The organism is Actinomadura meridiana, assembly GCF_039537545.1.
In the GTDB taxonomy this organism is placed as follows: Bacteria; Actinomycetota; Actinomycetes; order Streptosporangiales; family Streptosporangiaceae; genus Spirillospora; species Spirillospora meridiana.
On the sequence record NZ_BAABAS010000020.1, the window covers coordinates 345,571 to 360,254 of the forward strand.

Genomic DNA, 14,684 nt, shown 5'->3' on the forward strand with positions numbered 1-14,684 from the left:
ATGCGCATCGACCGTCTCGACCTCATCGCCTACGGCGCCTTCGACGGCTACAGCCTGGAAGGCCTTGGTGCGCCCGGCGTCCACCTGGTCCACGGCCCCAACGAAGCAGGCAAGTCCACCGCGCTGAGCGCCCTGGACCAGTTGCTGTACGGCATTGACCACGGGACCCCGTACGCCTACCTGCATGGCGGCCAGACTCGGCTCGGCGCCCGGCTGTCGGCCCCCGACGGGGTGGCGCTAGAGATCGTCCGCCGGAAGAAGCGCAGGGACGCGCTCGTGGACGGCGACGGGACGCCGATCGGGCAGGAGGAACTCGTCCCCTTCCTCGGCGGCATCGACCGCGACACCTTCACCACCGAGTTCGCCCTGAACAGCGCCGAACTCCGCAAGGGCGGGGCGTTGCTCGCGTCCGGCGAAGGCGACATGGCCCAGTTGCTCGCCGCCGCCCGGTCGGGGATGCGGCTGGAAGCCGTCCTGAAGCAGATCGACAGCAGGCAACGTCTGCTGTACCTGCCCCGGGGGAGGACCAACCCGAAGATCAACGCCGCGCTGAAGCGTCTGAAGGAGGCCCGGCAGGACGCCCGCGACGCGATGCTGCGCCCCGAGCAGTACTGGGAGGCCGAACAGGCCGTGACCGAGGCCGCCGACAACCTCGTCGCGACCGAGAAGGAACTGAAGGACAAGCGGGCGCTCCGGGCCGCAAAGCAGCAGCTTCTCGACATGTTTCCCACGCTGGACGAGCAGCGCGACCTGGAAGCGCACATCGAGGAGATCACCCAGCAGGGGCCGTGCGCCCCCGACGACATCCGCGAACAGCTCGGCGACCTGCTGACGAAACACAGCAACCACGACGCCGTGCGCTCGAAGAACAGCCCGTTGGTCGCGGACGTCGATCAGCAGCTCGCCGACATCGGCGACGACGGGTCCCTCCTCCCGCATGCCGCCGCGATCGAACGGCTCTCGAAGGACATCACGGCGATCCTGGACGAGGTGACGCGGCGGGACGAGTCGTCCGAGAAGGCGGCGCGTACTCGCGGCGACGCCCTTTCGCGGCTGCACACCGTCCATCCGCGGGCGACCCTGGACGAACAGGGCCGCTACCGGTTCCCCGCCGCACTCCGCACGCTGGGACAACGGCTGAGGGACGAAGGTCACAAACACCATGACGCGCTCGCCCACGCCCGGGACGCGGTCAAAGGACACCGGACGAAGCGCGAGCGGCTGGCCGAACGACTCGGCTCCTTCCCCGTGACCGAGGACGTGACGCACCTAAGGAACGCGCATGCCACGGCGCCACGCGACCTACCGGAAAAGCTGGCGGAAAAGCAGGCCGAGGAGAAGAAGCGCACGCGGCGGTTCCACCGGGCACTGAACCGGCTCGAACTGCCCGAGCTGACGCCCTCCGACGTCCTGGAGCTCCGGCTCCCCGAACGCGGACGAGTCACCGAAGTCGAAAGCGACGTCCGCGACCTCGACCAGCGGCTCCGCGACCGCGCCACGGAACTCGACCAGGCTCAGCGGCAACTCGGGGAACACCGGCGGGAACTCGCACGGCTCGTCACGGACGACTCCCCACCGACCCGTGAGGAACTCCGCATCCAGCGGGCCCGGCGGGACGAACTCATCACCCGGTTCCGGGACGACCCGAGCGTCCAGGGCTCTCTTCAGGAAGCCGTGCGGCGTGCCGACACCATCGTCGACCTGATGTTGCGGCATGTGGAGGAGGTGAACAGGAGAGCCGAACTCGAGCGGGAGATCACCGAAGGCGAATCCACTGTTCCCGCACTCCAGTCGATGGTCGAGGACGCGCAGACCGACCTGGCACAGGCGCGGCTGTCCTGGGACGCGCTGTGGAAGGACTATCCCGCGACCGCACCCGAACCCGGCCGGGGAACGGGCGTCCTGGACGATGTCGACAGGCTCAGGACCGACGCGCAGGACCTCGAAGACATTCACGTTGACCTGCACGAACTACGTGACCGCCTCGCCACCTGCACCGCCCGGCTCAAGGAACTGTTGCGGCTCGACGACGCCCTACCGTTCGCCGAAATGCTGAACATGGCGGGCGTCCGCCTCGACGAACACGCCGACGTCGACGCTAGACGGACGGCGGCGCGGCGTGACCTCGACAACGCCGAAACCGAACTCGCCGACGCGGCGACCGACGAGGCCGACGCCGAGCAGGCCGTGACCGATCACCGGAAACAATGGGAACAGTTCCTTCGCAACGCCGGCCTGCCCGCCGACCGTGACTTGGACACCGCGTTGACCGACCTGGACACCCTGATGCGGGTGGCGGGAGAGGTCGATGTCGCGACCGTGATCGAGGACGGCGTCCGGCAGGCCGAACAGCGGATCTCCGACTTCGAGCACCTGCTGCGGGAGACGTTCCGTTCCTGCGGCCGCGGCGCCCCGGTGTCCACCGCCGACTGGCGACAGGCCGCCGAAACACTGGCGGCGGACCTGCGGAAGCAACAGGACGACGACCGCAAACGCCAGGGTCTGCTCGATCACAGGTCGAAACTCGTCCAACAGGTCGACGACGCCGAACTCGAACTCGACGAGATCGAGGGCCGCCTGCGGGACTTCCGAGCGCGCCTCGGCGTGACCTCCAACGACGCGATGGAGCAGGCGGTCGACCGCGCCCGCGACCTGCGGGAGACGTCCACCGCCCTGGCGAAGATCCAGCGAGCCCTTCCGTCCGGGACGAAGCTCACCCGTCTCCGCCAGCAGGCGGCGGAGACGTCCGCCGACGAACTGGGGAGCGAGCTGGTCGAACTCGGCCGCCAGATCGAGGACCTCGAAGAGACCAAGGACGACTGGCTGGAACGGCGGACGACAAGGCGGGACGCACTCGGTCGGCTCAACGGCGGCGGGGACGCCGCCTTGGCCGCCGCCGACAGCGCCGCGATCTGCGCCGAACTGGCCGAGGACGCCGAGGAGTTCCTGCGCCTGGAAGCCGCGAGGATCGCCATCCTGACCTGCATGAACGAATACCGGGACAGCGACCAGGAACCCGTCCTGGTGCAGGCTTCGCAGGTGTTCTCCAAATTGAGCCTTGGTCGCTATACGGGCCTCGAACTGTCCGACGAGGAACGTCCGAGCGTCCGCGCCAAAACATCCACCGGATCGTTGCTGGCGCCCACGTCCCTCAGCGAGGGCGCCCAGGACCAGCTGTATCTAGCGCTTCGGCTGGCCACTCTCGAGCGCCATGCCGCCGCCGGCCACACCCTTCCGATCGCCGTCGACGACATCTTCATGACCTTCGACGAACCGCGCACAGAGGCCGCTCTGCGTGTTCTGGACACGATGGCCGACCGATTCCAGGTCATCGTCTTCACCCACCACGAACAGGTGGTCCGCAGCGCTTCCAAGGAACTCCCCGAAGGACGATGCCACGTACACCATCTGCCCAGTCCGCCTGAATAGCGATTGAGTTCGAGGCTCGCAACGTCTCCTCGACCCATGCTGAGTCCGACCAACTTTGGCACGTCTCGGCTTCCACGCACCGACAGCTCACGGGGGTGGACGGCGCGTCGTACCGTAGCCTTCGCCAGTGAACGCCGACGCCGCTTGGCCGTTTCACGCCCCCGTAAGGAGAACCCATGCAGGACCCTTCGGACTCGATGGAGTTCACCGAGCGTGAGGAGAACGGCCAGGGCGACAGCACCGACTCGCCCGCCGGGGACGATCTGACAACCGGTTCGGGTGGCGACTCGACAACGGCATCGGCGGTCCTGGCGGAGATCTTCCCAGGGGTTGTCGCCGTCTCCGGCGAAATCACTGAGGACCTCAAAAGCGAACTGATGCTTGAACCGATCGACTTCGGGCTCGTGTCAGCCACCGACCGCGAGCAGATCTCTACCTTCCTCGCCTCGATCGGAAATACCGCGACCGTGGGAGGTAATCTCGCAAACGCGTTCGCCAGCCTGGAAGGGGTCTATCGGGTCAGCGGCGCGACACAGGCCCTGTTGAACGCCGGCGGGACGCTCGCCGTCAAGGACGGCGCATACCTCGGGGCGATATTCGCCAACAGCAAGATCGCTGCGCAGGCCCGCTTCATCCCCCTGACTCAGGTGAGCATGGCGCAGAGCTTGGCCGCGATCGGGCCGGCGCTGGCCATGGCCGCTCTTCAGGTGCAGCTGAGTGTGATCACAAGCCTCGCCAAGACCAACATCGCGCTGACAAACCAGGTCCTCACAACGGTGACCCGCGCGCAGTGGGCCGCGCTTAGCGGGCTTGTCGAAACCGTCGATGACGCGTTTCGCGAGGCGCGAGAGGTTGGATCAGTCACGCCTCACGTATGGGAACCCATCGCGACGAAAAAGGCGGACCTGGGTACGGCACGTGACCAGTACCAGAGTTACGTCAGGGGCCACGTCCAGAAGATCAAAAAACTTGGCGCACATGACCGGCGTGAATATCTCGAAATGAACGCCGAGACCATCGTCTTCGACGCCTACGCCCTCCGGTCCTCCCTCGAAGCACTGACCAAGCATCAGGTACTCCGCGCCGCGAAGGCGAGCGCCGCCGGACGCGAGGACGCGGACGAGGCACGGCTCGTCGAAGTCATCGCGCGCGACGCTCGCGAGGAGCGCGACTCCGCTCTGGCCGAGATGACGAGCCTCGTTTACTCGCTGACGCGGGAACTACGAATCATCGCCCAGCTCCCCGGCCGCGCGACAATGCCGCTGACCCGGAAGCGGAAGGACTCGAAAGCCGCCCGCCTAACCTGCGCCCAACTTCTCAAGGCCATCCAGCCTCTTGCCGACGCTCTCCATCCGCCCGTCCCTCCGCTCGAGACTCCGGACGTCGTCTGCGGACCCGACTCGCTGGAGCTCGAACCGTATCTTCGCATCCTGCGATGGTTCCTTGAGGACGGCGAGAGCCTTCGTGTCCTCGGCTTCTCCGACCAACTCGATGTCCTCGGTGCTTTTGGTGTCGCGTCCGGAGGAGCGAAGGAGAAGGTAGCGGCAACAAAGGAGAAGGCGGTAGCGGCGATCGACAAGGCGGCGGCAAAGAATATGGTCGCAGTCACGGATCGTCGCATCATCACGGCGAAGATCAGCACATTCCGTAAGCACGGTCAGATAGGTCAGGAGATCCCGATAGAAAAGGTGCGATACGTTCGTGCCCCCACCCGGGACGGAAACGGACGCTCAGCGATCGACATCATCACGCCCGATGAGAACATCCGGACGATCTTCCACGCCGACATCGACAATGCCAAAGTGGACGCGCTGGCCGCCATACTTGCCGAGTCAATGACCATCCCGGACGCGGAACGCGATCAGTTGCACCGGCATGGCCACGCTGCCATCACTGCGGCCGAGGGGGCTGACCCGTGGTCCAGCACGGCTATTGAATCCGTAGCGGCGACGGGCGATACCGGACAGGAACCGAGCTAGGAGAGACGGGCCGCGACCCACTGAGCCCACCCAGCGTCCCGCTCCAGGTGCCGCCAATTTGGTCATTCGTCGGATGTCATAAAGGCAAGCCATTCCATAACAGATCAACTATGGCGCGCAATCGAGCGAGCCGATGTTTTTCTCTTTATTCCCTATCGGTTGGCTCGTCCGGGTCGTCGGCGGTTAGTGTGCGCGCAGCTGCAAGGTGTTCGGCGTAATCCGGTGCGAAGATCCACGGCAACGACTTGTCGAGCGTGCCCGCGATCTTATGCAACGGGCGCCACACGGCCGGGTCGTCGACGATGCGGCTGAGTTCGGTCATCTGCACCCGCTCCAGCCATTCTGACAACACCAGGGCCTCGTCGGCCGAGAGCCTGACGACGAACTCGTCCCTGTCCATGGCCAAAAGCTGAAGGCCTCGGGGAGGGTGAGGAGGGGGTGTGGTTTCAGGTGCGGAGGGTGGTGAGGGCTTTTTCGATGCGGCGTTGGCGTGTTTCGGGCTTCTTCGCGCTCTCGATGGCGCGGACGTGTTCGCGCTTGCGGCTGTGCGTGAGGGCGTCGTAGGCGGCGCGGGCGGTCGGGTCGGCGTCCAGGGCGCGGGCGAAGTCCGGGGGCTCCACGACGACGCGCGGTTCGGTGTCGAGTTCCAGCTCGACCTCAACCTCCTCGCCGATCTCGACGCCCGCGGCCGCTCGGTTGGCCTTGCTGAGACCGAGCAGGTGGCGGCCACGCATGATCGCGACACGGCTCTTCCAGGAGTGTCCGTTGATGGTAATCGTTACGGGTGGTCGGGCGCCTGCGTTGAGTGCGTCCACCACCTCGGGCGGAATTTCCAGCCCTCGCATTGGCTCGGGCGGCTCGACCAGGGTGCGAAACTTCACGGCGTGCTCCTTAGCATCAAGAGGCATAGGTGGTGACTTTCCACAGGTAGCCGTCCGGGTCGCTGAAGTAGCCGAAGTACCCGCCCCACCTGGCGGCGGCCGCCTCCTTGACCACGCTGCCACCGGCGGCCACGGCGTTGCGCATCGTCTCGTCCACGACTTCCCTGGAGTCGGGGTTGAAGTGCAATGAGACGCCGCGGAATCCGGATCCCTGCGCGGGGACGCCCGCGTCCTGTGCCGCCGCGTCCCATTCGTAGAGGGCCAGCCGCGAGGATCCGTCGCCCAGGCTGAACGAGACGAAACGGCGGGTGTCCTGGTCGATCTCGCAGCCCAGGGCCGCGTAGAACTTCTTGGCGCGGGTCAGGTCCTCGACGCCGAGCATGATGGTGCTCACCTGCAATGACACGGTTCTCTCCCGGTGATTTCAGTCTAGGTGCCGCCCGGCCGGGCGGCGGCTGGCGGTGGGTGGTGGTTCGGCGTCGGCGCGTCCCTCCGCGTCGACGCCGAACCCACCTGGCCGTCTCGATCTCGTCCGACGGCCTTCGCGCGGCTACTCCGCGTAAGCTTGATCGGCTTTCTGGTCGCTGTAGCCGAGGCTCCAGATGTAGCCGTCCGGGTCCGCGAAGGTGCCGCCGTACCCGCCCCACGGCAGGACACCGGCGGGCTTGAGGATCGTGGCCCCGGCCTTCTCGGCCTCGGACATGATCTCGTCCACCCGCGCCTGGCTGCGGACGACGTAGGTGAGGACGAGTCCGCTGAAGCCGCTGCCCTCCGAGCTCACGCCCACCTGGTCGGCCAGGCCGTCCCGGCCGTAGAAGCCGACGGGGGAGGCCCCGTCCGACTCGAAGAACACCGAGATGCCGTAGTCGTCCTTGATCTTCCAGCCGAGCCCTTCGGTGTAGAAGCGCTTGGACGCCTCCATGTCCCTGACGCCGAGGAGGATCGAGCTGACGTGCGCTTTCATGGCTTGTCTCCTGATACTTGAGGTGTTGGTACCGCCTGAACCGACCGCTGGACGGGCCACGCCGGGCCCGGTCGTCACATCGGTGTGGGTTCGCCGGTCAATCAGTAATGACCGGCTAGACGAAGGAATGTGACAGATGGTTGAGCAAGACTGGATCGGTGCGCGGTTCGCCGAGCATCAGGACCGCTTGCACGCGGTTGCCTACCGGATGCTCGGCTCGCGCGGCGAGGCCGAGGACGCGGTGCAGGAGGCGTGGCTGCGGGTCAGCCGCGCCGACACCGACCAGGTGGAGAATCCGGGAGGGTGGCTGACCACAATCGTGGCCCGGGTCTGCCTGAACATGCTCGAAGCACGCCGGAACCGGCGCGAGGAGTCAGCCGGGGCCTTGCCTGCCGAACCGCAGGCGAGCGTCCGTCCACCCGGACAGGACGGCCCCGAGGCCGAGGCGTTGCTGGCCGATTCGGTCGGCGTCGCACTCACGGTGGTACTCGACCAGTTGGCCCCGGCCGAGCGGCTCGCGTTCGTCCTGCACGACGTTTTCGCCGTGTCGTTCGCCGAGATCGGCACCATCATCGACCGCTCCCCGACGGCCGCCCGGCAGATCGCCAGCCGGGCCCGGCGCCGGGTGCAGGGAGCGGCGGACGCGTCCGACGCCGCGCGTTCAGCGAAGCGCGAGATCGTCGAAGCCTTCCTGGCGGCCGCGCGGGGCGGGGATTTCGCCGCCCTCCTGGACCTACTCGCCCCGGACGCCGTGGTCGGCGACCTCCGTGGCGGCCAGGAGGTCGCGACCTTCTTCACCGGACGAGCTCAGGGCGCCCGGCTCGCACTGGTGGACGGCGTACCGGCGGCCGTCTGGTCACACCTGGGCCGTCCCAAGGCGGTCATCACCTTCACCGTCGACAGCGACAAGATCACCCACATTGACGTCAACACCGATCTGGACCGGATCCAGGACATCGACATCATCGTCCTCCCCGCCGACAAGGAACGGCGTTGACCCGCGAGGATCTCAAGCTCTCGGCATGCGCTCTGGCCGTCCACGACCTGGACAAGGCCCTCGCCTTCTACCGCGACGTGCTCGGCTTCAAGGTACGCACCGAAACAACTCGCCACGGGACACGACAGGTCAGCGTAACGCCACCTTCCCAACCCGACACACAGATCCTCCTCCAATCCTCCAGCACAAACCCGACCGTTTCGCCAACCGACCAAAATACGATCGCGGACCTGATGACCAAGGGCCTGCTGGGCTACCTCGTCTTCATAACCGACAACTGCGACAGCATCTTCGAGCACCTCGAAGCCGCAGGCGCGGAAGTAATACAAGAACCGATCACCCGTCCCAACAACGACCGCGACTGCGCTTTCCTCGACCCTTCCGGCAACCTGCTCCGCTTCACCCAGCCACATTGGCCCCACAAACACTCTGAACCCAGCCGCAAAAACCCAACCTACGCACCCGCCACGGCAACCCACAGCGACGCGGCCCTCAGATCAGAACGCCACCAATGGACGTGCCATCCACCATGAGCACTGGCTCCGGTAGCAAGGCAACGTGTAACCCGCACACATATCTCCGTGTGTCGACTAACTCTCCTCGGGAGAAAATATGCGGAAACGGATCACACGAACCCTCGCTGTACTGACAGCGCCCATTGCCATCGCGACCGCCGCCGCCGTCCCCGCCCACGCGACCACCACAGCCCCTGTCCACTACCAACTGACAATGATCAAAGCTACGAACGGTGCGTTTGGGAACGTTCCGTACGGCATCAACGCCGCCGGGCACACCGCAGGCGTGGCCACGTTCCTCGGCCACAGTGGCCAGGCCGCCTACCTCAGCACGAGCCCGACACAACTGACCAACCTGCCCGGTATCGCGCCCAACGATCCGTCCCTGGCCGACGCGACCGTGGCATACGGCCTGAACTCGTCCGACACCGTCGTCGGCGCCGCCTTCAACACGCTGCCGATACGGCAGACCGCAGTGGTCTGGCGCAACGGCACCCCGACCGACCTCGGGATTCTGCCAACTGACGGCCACGTCCAGGCGCGGGCGATCAACGACGCCGACCAGATCGCCGGCACCGGTCTCGACACCGGCAAGGCCTGGCTCTACCAGAACGGTAATACCAGCCTCCTCGCGCCCCTGCCCGGTGGCCGGGCGGCCGAGGCGTTCGGCATCACGTCCGACGGCCAAGTCCTCGGCTTGTCCTCGACCTCGAACGACACCAGCAAGGCCGAGGCCACAGTCTGGCGCAACGGCACCCCATCAGACCTAGGCACATTGCCCGGCAGCACATGGTCAGAGGCACACGCCATGAACTCCAGCGGTGTCGCGGTCGGCGCGGCCGGAATCAACGGCGGCGAGTTCGCACCCCGGCACCCCGTGATGTTCGCGGGCGGCAAGGTCGTCGACCTGTGGCCGGACCTCGGCGGCAGCACGTCCGGCACGGCCCAGGCCATCAACAGGTCCGGCACGATCGTCGGGGACGGCCGCGGCGGCTGGGTCTACAACAATGGCGTCCGCACCGACCTGGACACCCTGATCCCACCGAACACCGGACTGCGCATCACAGCCGCCTACGGCATCAACGACAACGGCCAAATCGCCGCGTCCGCCAGCCCCACCACAAACAGGCACCTCTCATTCGCAGTCCTCCTAACCCCAGAATCAAACTAACCCAAAGCCCCAACACAACAACCCTCCCCTCAAGGGCACGACGCCAACCCCAAAGGCGCCGCCCCCAAAACACCCCGACCACACAACTCCGCCAGCCCCGCGCCCTGCATCAGCCAGCCACGCGCAACAAACAAATGCCAATAGCTGAGCGTGAACTCTCACCGTCGCGGGTCCGGCCCCTCGGTGATACCCCAGGTCTCCGCGAGACGCCCCTTGTCAACGCGGAAAATTTCGATCAGCAAAGCCTGAACATCGGCGCCCGGGCCCGCGCCCCCCATGACAAACAACCGAACAGCGACTTTGTCCTCGCTGGACGAGCAAGCCCCTACTCCATCCAGGCCAGCCCCTACACGGCCCCGCCCACCAAGCCCAACCATCCCCCCACAACCAGCCTGACCTCACGACGCGACCAAACACCTCCACCACCGGAACTCGTGCACGTCGTCATGGGGAGGTTCGCGCACAACCACTCGTACAGGCCCCCCGACAGAGGCGACCTCGCGATCAAGGATGCCCACGGCGACCCCGCCAGGCCCGGCAAGCAACGCGCCCCTGCCGCGCTAGCCACGTACAGCGTCCAACACCATGCAGGCACCCCGCCGGACCATGGTTGTTCGCCGCACGGCTACGAGCCTCAACCAAAGCAACGAGACCCGCCGCATCCCGGATCGGGAACGCCCCCTGACACCCCATGCACACCAGGCCCAGAGCTCCGAACATCTCAGACGCGACAGGGACTTCGCCGAAGACATGATCTTTGGCGAAGTCCCTGGTCAGAGAGCGGAGGATCGGGGATTTGAACCCCGGATGGGCGTGAACCCAAACCGCATTAGCAGTGCGGCGCCATAGACCGGACTAGGCGAATCCTCCAGTAGCCGTCAGGCCCAGACAGGCTACCGGTTCGGCGCGCCAACCGGCAAAGTCTGGCTCGGGCGTCCCAGAAGCATAGTGCGAGATCGCACCGCTACGCATGACAACAAGCCGACGGTCCGCTCCCGGGGCCGCGGGAGCGGAACGAGGAGCATCAGCCGCCCAGGCGGAAACCGCTGAACCCGCAGGCGTCGGCGAGGTCGTTGCCGTGCTGCTGGAGGTCGGCGGTGTTGGGCTGTCCGGCGGACGAGAAGTCGCCGCTGCTCAGCTTCCGCAGCATCTCGGCGGACTTGTCCAGGTCACCCGCGAACGCGGTCGCGGCGGTCTCCACGTCGCCGCCCGCGTTCTGACCTTCGCTGCGCACCTTGGCCGCCGTGTCGGTGAACTTCTGCGCCGCCGTCGATGCGCCGTCCGGCGACGTCACAGACGCGCTGGTGGAGAAGGTCCGCAGCTCGCTCTCGATGTTCTTGCACGCCGTCGACTTCTTGCCGCCGGTGGCGGCGTCGACCGCCCCGCAGCCCGTGGAACCGAGCATCAGGCCACCGACGACGAGCGCACCGACCAGCTTGGCGGCAGACATGCGCATATGGAATCTCCTTCAGGGGGGATGGGCTTCGGACGGGCGTGAACCTCACACGTCACTTCCGTCTCGGTCACCCCTTTGGCGCGATGCCACCACGTAGGGTTCCGTGACCCAGCTCACACTTATGCGGCAAATCCGGCACCGCTTGGCCGGTTGTCCGTGGAGCGTGGTGAAGCAGTCCCTCATGCGGACGTCCACGGCTGACCAACCTGCTCGATGCGGTGACGCCGCCAGCGGTACACCTGGACGTGATCCCGTTGCAGATGGATCAGGGCTGGGGGGCCTACTGATCAAGTACAGGGTTCTCGTGGGTGAGTGTCGAGTTCTCTGACGCTCACGCTGCCGAGCGAGGTCGGCAGGTGGGGGTGGGGGCCGGGCGGCGACACCGGTCGACCGACCACCCGGTGGGCTGGCGTCGCACGCTCACTGGCCGGTCATACGACCCGGCTTGGCGTCACAGGCGTGATCTTCCTCCGACGCGCGTTCATGCGCGTACACACGAATGGGCGCCCGACCCTCGCGGGTATCGGCTGTCGGCGTCTGATCGTCATGCGGCGACCGTCGTGATCCGCCGATGGGTCGGGACGAGCCTCCAGCAGGGCTCCGCCGGTCACCTCTGCGTGGCCGTTACGCCTGCTTCCTGGCTCCCGCCGGGCATCGGACGCGAGGGACGAGCTGTTTCTAGGACGCGCGTCATGCGAGCAGTCTTGATGTTGTCCGAGAAGCCGAGAGACGTAGGCGCGGTGTCATTGGCGAGATATTCGCCACGTTCAACTCGACGACGGTCGATGTGCGGGAGCCCAGGCGCCGCTAAGTGAGTGGGATCTCCGACGCGGACCACCGCATGGGTGGACGGTTGTGCGGCGTCGGGAGGGCCGAGCAGGCAGGGTCACGGGGGCTGGCGCAGCGACTTGGGCGGACGTTACGCCTGGTCAACCGGCCGTCCCTCAGCGCAGCGCTGGACGGTAGGCACCTTCCACCAAATCCACCATTAGCGAAATAGTCGACAAACTGGGCAAGAGTGGGAATTCCAACTTTAGCGGCACATTTTCTTTTGAAAACCTCAAACGCCTTTCTTTGCCCTTGTTCGCGCTGCGTCTAGGAATTGATCTCACGCGCCATCGCGAGTCGCGCTAGTCTCCGATCAGCTCGCAAGATGAGCCGCCTTGCCGCCGGCGCTAGGTGGACTTCATCAGCGCGGGCATTCCCGGCCGCCCCCCGAGCCGGGATTGGGAGGGGGCACGTCCATGGACGAGCCCAACGCCGTCAGCTACGCCAAGCGAACGCATGTGATCTGCGTGGCCATGGAGCTTCTGCGCTTCCTGGCATGGATCATCATCGTGCTCGCGACGCGATGACGGCAGGGGCCTGGTACCGAGCGAAGTCTCTAGAACCAGCAGGTACCAGGCCCCGTCCCTGAGAATCTCTCTCAGGAGTCAGCATCCTAGAAGGCTATTCGCCAGGAGCGCAGGGGCCTTACCAAGGCTTCCCCGAAAACTGTGCGTCACGAGACGCGAGCGCCGTGATCGGTGGATGATTCCACACCTCAGTGGAGGAATGCCTACCGGCCAAGCTCAACACCCGCACCTACGCGTCAGACGCATCCTCCACACGTCACGCGCCCAGCCCCTGCCGCAGCGCAGGCTCCCGCTCCGCTGCTCCCCGGACACGCCCCACCCCATCGCGATCAAGACCCACTCACGGGTAGGGCTACCGGGCGCGTTTTGGAGAGACGGTATGGCGGGCCACGTAGGCCTCATAACTGGCGACGGTGACGCGGACGGCGCCCTGCTGAGTATCGGTCGTCTTCATCGCGGTGAGCAGCCCCTTACGAATGTATCGCCCAACTGTGTACTCACTGACGCCGAGCCGCTCGGCCACCTCCGCCTTGGTGAGGTACTGAACCACCCCTGCCCTCCCCGCCTAGGAGCGCGCTGTGCTGACACGATCACAGTACAACTCTGAGCATCTCTTAACAACTCTATGCACAATTGGGCTGCCCCGAGTTGCCCAAAGCTGCCCAATGCTGCCCGCGCCGTGCTACATCTGAGGACATGAGTAAGCAGTCCGAACCTCCCGCGCTTCAGCTCTACAACCGGCTGAAGGCCATCCAGCTCGATCGCGGCTGGTCGAACAAGCAGCTGGCGGCTCGGGCAGAGATCTCGCGCAACACCATCGAGAACTGGAAGACCCAACCCCGCTCGCCGCGCCCCGGAACCGTCAAGGCCGTCGCCTCTCGGCTGGGAATCCCCTACGCCGAAGCCCTCCGACTCGCTGGCATCATCACCTCAGAAGACTCCCCCGTCTCCCAACGGCTCGCCGCATGCGTCGTCGAACACGACGAGCGAACAGGCCATCCGACAGAGCGTGCCAACGGCATCGTGAGCGTCACGCTGGAGGTGAACTTCAAAGCCCCCGAACCCGACGGCCCTCCAGGCGGCCTGCGCACCCAGTCCGAGCAGATCATCTGGGCAATGTCGGAAGATCCATGGCCGACCCGCCTGGCTCGGATCCTGGTGGGCCGCAAGCTCGAAGAGACGATCGCGGACGACGAAGAAGGCACCGAGTAGCGTCCGCCCCCAACGTCCCCCTCAGTCCCGCAGACCCTCCCGGTCTCGGAGTGCTCGACCCGCCGCGCGCGCCACCACCATTGAAGGCCCAGAAGGCCCGACTCAACGCCCATGTCCACTTCGCCACCGCCGAGAAGGGTGACCGGCGAGGGGCCGCCACGATCAAGCCCGAACCCTCAACAAGCCCAGAAACCTCACCGTGGCAACCACCACCCGAGACGCCACCGTTCTCCGGCCCTTGGAGTAAGCGCCCCGCCCGACCACACACCTCCAGATCGACTCCGCAAGCTTCCTCCAACGACCCCGAGCTGGCTCACAGGCGTGACCGTCGACATTCGCGATGCGCTCGACTCCGGAAGACCCACAACCGAGCCCCAATAGAGGACGCCTTCGGTGTCAGTGGGAGAACATGGACCGCAGCGCGTCCCGCGAGGCGATGCTGTAGTCACCGTCACGTGTGATCAGCCATGTGGGGGCTGGCCCTTCCGCGGCCGGTCCAGGGCGCGCGTGCCCTAGACTCGGGTGGAGACGCCGGGCCGGATTCATGGGGTCAATCACCTATGCGCCACCTGCTAGACTTTGGGCCCGTTGAACAAACCTCCAGGTGAGAGCCAGGAGAGCAGGCACCCGTAGCTCAACGGATAGAGCATCTGACTACGGATCAGAAGGTTAGGGGTTCGAATCCCTTCGGGTGCGCACAAGTAGACGCAGGTCAGGGCCCTAGT

Annotated in this window: 12 protein-coding genes and 2 tRNA genes; 7 read left to right on the forward strand and 7 right to left on the reverse strand. The window is 66.0% G+C overall.

The window, feature by feature from the left end; genetic code table 11:
• Both ABD808_RS27565 and ABD808_RS27570 read left to right on the forward strand, forming a co-directional pair.
• Positions 1-3,429, forward strand: coding sequence for an AAA family ATPase (locus ABD808_RS27565; protein WP_344903507.1), 3,429 nt, complete (start codon positions 1-3; stop codon positions 3,427-3,429).
• A gap of 176 nt (positions 3,430-3,605) precedes the next feature.
• Positions 3,606-5,408, forward strand: coding sequence for a hypothetical protein (locus tag ABD808_RS27570; protein ID WP_344902290.1), 1,803 nt, complete (start codon positions 3,606-3,608; stop codon positions 5,406-5,408).
• Between the two features lie 145 nt (positions 5,409-5,553).
• On the opposite strand, the gene ABD808_RS27575 is transcribed toward ABD808_RS27570, so the two are convergent.
• The 4 genes from ABD808_RS27575 to ABD808_RS27590 all read right to left on the reverse strand — a co-directional run bounded on the left by ABD808_RS27575 (position 5,554) and on the right by ABD808_RS27590 (position 7,253).
• The gene (locus tag ABD808_RS27575; protein WP_344902293.1) at positions 5,554-5,808 is read right to left on the reverse strand and encodes a hypothetical protein; all 255 of its coding nucleotides are present in this window, start codon (positions 5,806-5,808) and stop codon (positions 5,554-5,556) included.
• A gap of 46 nt (positions 5,809-5,854) precedes the next feature.
• Positions 5,855-6,289 (reverse strand): YdeI/OmpD-associated family protein, encoded by a 435-nt coding sequence (locus tag ABD808_RS27580; protein WP_344902296.1) that lies wholly within the window; start codon positions 6,287-6,289, stop codon positions 5,855-5,857.
• A 16-nt stretch (positions 6,290-6,305) separates the two neighbouring features.
• Entirely contained in the window at positions 6,306-6,695 is a 390-nt protein-coding gene (locus ABD808_RS27585; RefSeq protein WP_344902299.1) for a VOC family protein, read from the reverse strand.
• Positions 6,696-6,839: 144 nt separating this feature from the next.
• Positions 6,840-7,253 carry a VOC family protein gene (locus ABD808_RS27590; protein WP_344902301.1) on the reverse strand — a complete coding sequence of 138 codons (414 nt, stop codon included), beginning with the start codon at positions 7,251-7,253 and terminating at the stop codon, positions 6,840-6,842.
• 136 nt (positions 7,254-7,389) lie between these two features.
• On the opposite strand from ABD808_RS27590, the gene ABD808_RS27595 reads away from it, so the two are divergent.
• The 3 genes from ABD808_RS27595 (at position 7,390) to ABD808_RS27605 (ending at position 9,936) form a co-directional block, all read left to right on the forward strand.
• Positions 7,390-8,250 carry a sigma-70 family RNA polymerase sigma factor gene (locus tag ABD808_RS27595; RefSeq protein WP_344902304.1) on the forward strand — a complete coding sequence of 287 codons (861 nt, stop codon included), beginning with the start codon at positions 7,390-7,392 and terminating at the stop codon, positions 8,248-8,250.
• Positions 8,247-8,783, forward strand: a complete 537-nt coding sequence (locus tag ABD808_RS27600) for a VOC family protein (RefSeq protein WP_344902307.1) — start codon at positions 8,247-8,249, stop codon at positions 8,781-8,783. The genes ABD808_RS27595 and ABD808_RS27600 overlap by 4 nt, the downstream gene beginning before the upstream one ends.
• Before the next feature lie 196 nt (positions 8,784-8,979).
• On the forward strand, positions 8,980-9,936 hold the full coding sequence (locus ABD808_RS27605) for a hypothetical protein (RefSeq protein WP_344902310.1): 957 nt from the start codon (positions 8,980-8,982) through the stop codon (positions 9,934-9,936).
• A 781-nt stretch (positions 9,937-10,717) separates the two neighbouring features.
• Here the strand turns inward: ABD808_RS27605 and ABD808_RS27610 are convergent.
• The 3 genes from ABD808_RS27610 to ABD808_RS27620 form a co-directional block, all read right to left on the reverse strand.
• A tRNA-Ser gene (locus tag ABD808_RS27610) sits at positions 10,718-10,806 on the reverse strand.
• 154 nt (positions 10,807-10,960) lie between these two features.
• Positions 10,961-11,392 carry a hypothetical protein gene (locus ABD808_RS27615; protein WP_344902313.1) on the reverse strand — a complete coding sequence of 144 codons (432 nt, stop codon included), beginning with the start codon at positions 11,390-11,392 and terminating at the stop codon, positions 10,961-10,963.
• A gap of 1,707 nt (positions 11,393-13,099) precedes the next feature.
• Entirely contained in the window at positions 13,100-13,297 is a 198-nt protein-coding gene (locus ABD808_RS27620; protein ID WP_344902316.1) for a helix-turn-helix domain-containing protein, read from the reverse strand.
• Between the two features lie 146 nt (positions 13,298-13,443).
• Here ABD808_RS27620 and ABD808_RS27625 point away from each other — a divergent pair, with 146 nt between their 5' ends.
• Both ABD808_RS27625 and ABD808_RS27630 read left to right on the forward strand, forming a co-directional pair.
• Positions 13,444-13,959 (forward strand): helix-turn-helix transcriptional regulator, encoded by a 516-nt coding sequence (locus ABD808_RS27625; RefSeq protein WP_344902319.1) that lies wholly within the window; start codon positions 13,444-13,446, stop codon positions 13,957-13,959.
• Between the two features lie 623 nt (positions 13,960-14,582).
• Positions 14,583-14,655 (forward strand) — tRNA-Arg (locus tag ABD808_RS27630).
• The last annotated feature ends 29 nt before the right edge of the window (positions 14,656-14,684 follow it).

Coding starts and splice junctions, on each gene's coding strand:
- ABD808_RS27565 (WP_344903507.1), top strand. CDS start 1: ATGCGCATCGACCGTCTCGACCTCATCGCCTACGGCGCCTTCGACGGC.
- ABD808_RS27570 (WP_344902290.1), top strand. CDS start 3,606: ATGCAGGACCCTTCGGACTCGATGGAGTTCACCGAGCGTGAGGAGAAC.
- ABD808_RS27575 (WP_344902293.1), bottom strand. CDS start 5,808: ATGGACAGGGACGAGTTCGTCGTCAGGCTCTCGGCCGACGAGGCCCTG.
- ABD808_RS27590 (WP_344902301.1), bottom strand. CDS start 7,253: ATGAAAGCGCACGTCAGCTCGATCCTCCTCGGCGTCAGGGACATGGAG.
- ABD808_RS27595 (WP_344902304.1), top strand. CDS start 7,390: ATGGTTGAGCAAGACTGGATCGGTGCGCGGTTCGCCGAGCATCAGGAC.
- ABD808_RS27605 (WP_344902310.1), top strand. CDS start 8,980: ATGATCAAAGCTACGAACGGTGCGTTTGGGAACGTTCCGTACGGCATC.
- ABD808_RS27615 (WP_344902313.1), bottom strand. CDS start 11,392: ATGCGCATGTCTGCCGCCAAGCTGGTCGGTGCGCTCGTCGTCGGTGGC.
- ABD808_RS27625 (WP_344902319.1), top strand. CDS start 13,444: ATGAGTAAGCAGTCCGAACCTCCCGCGCTTCAGCTCTACAACCGGCTG.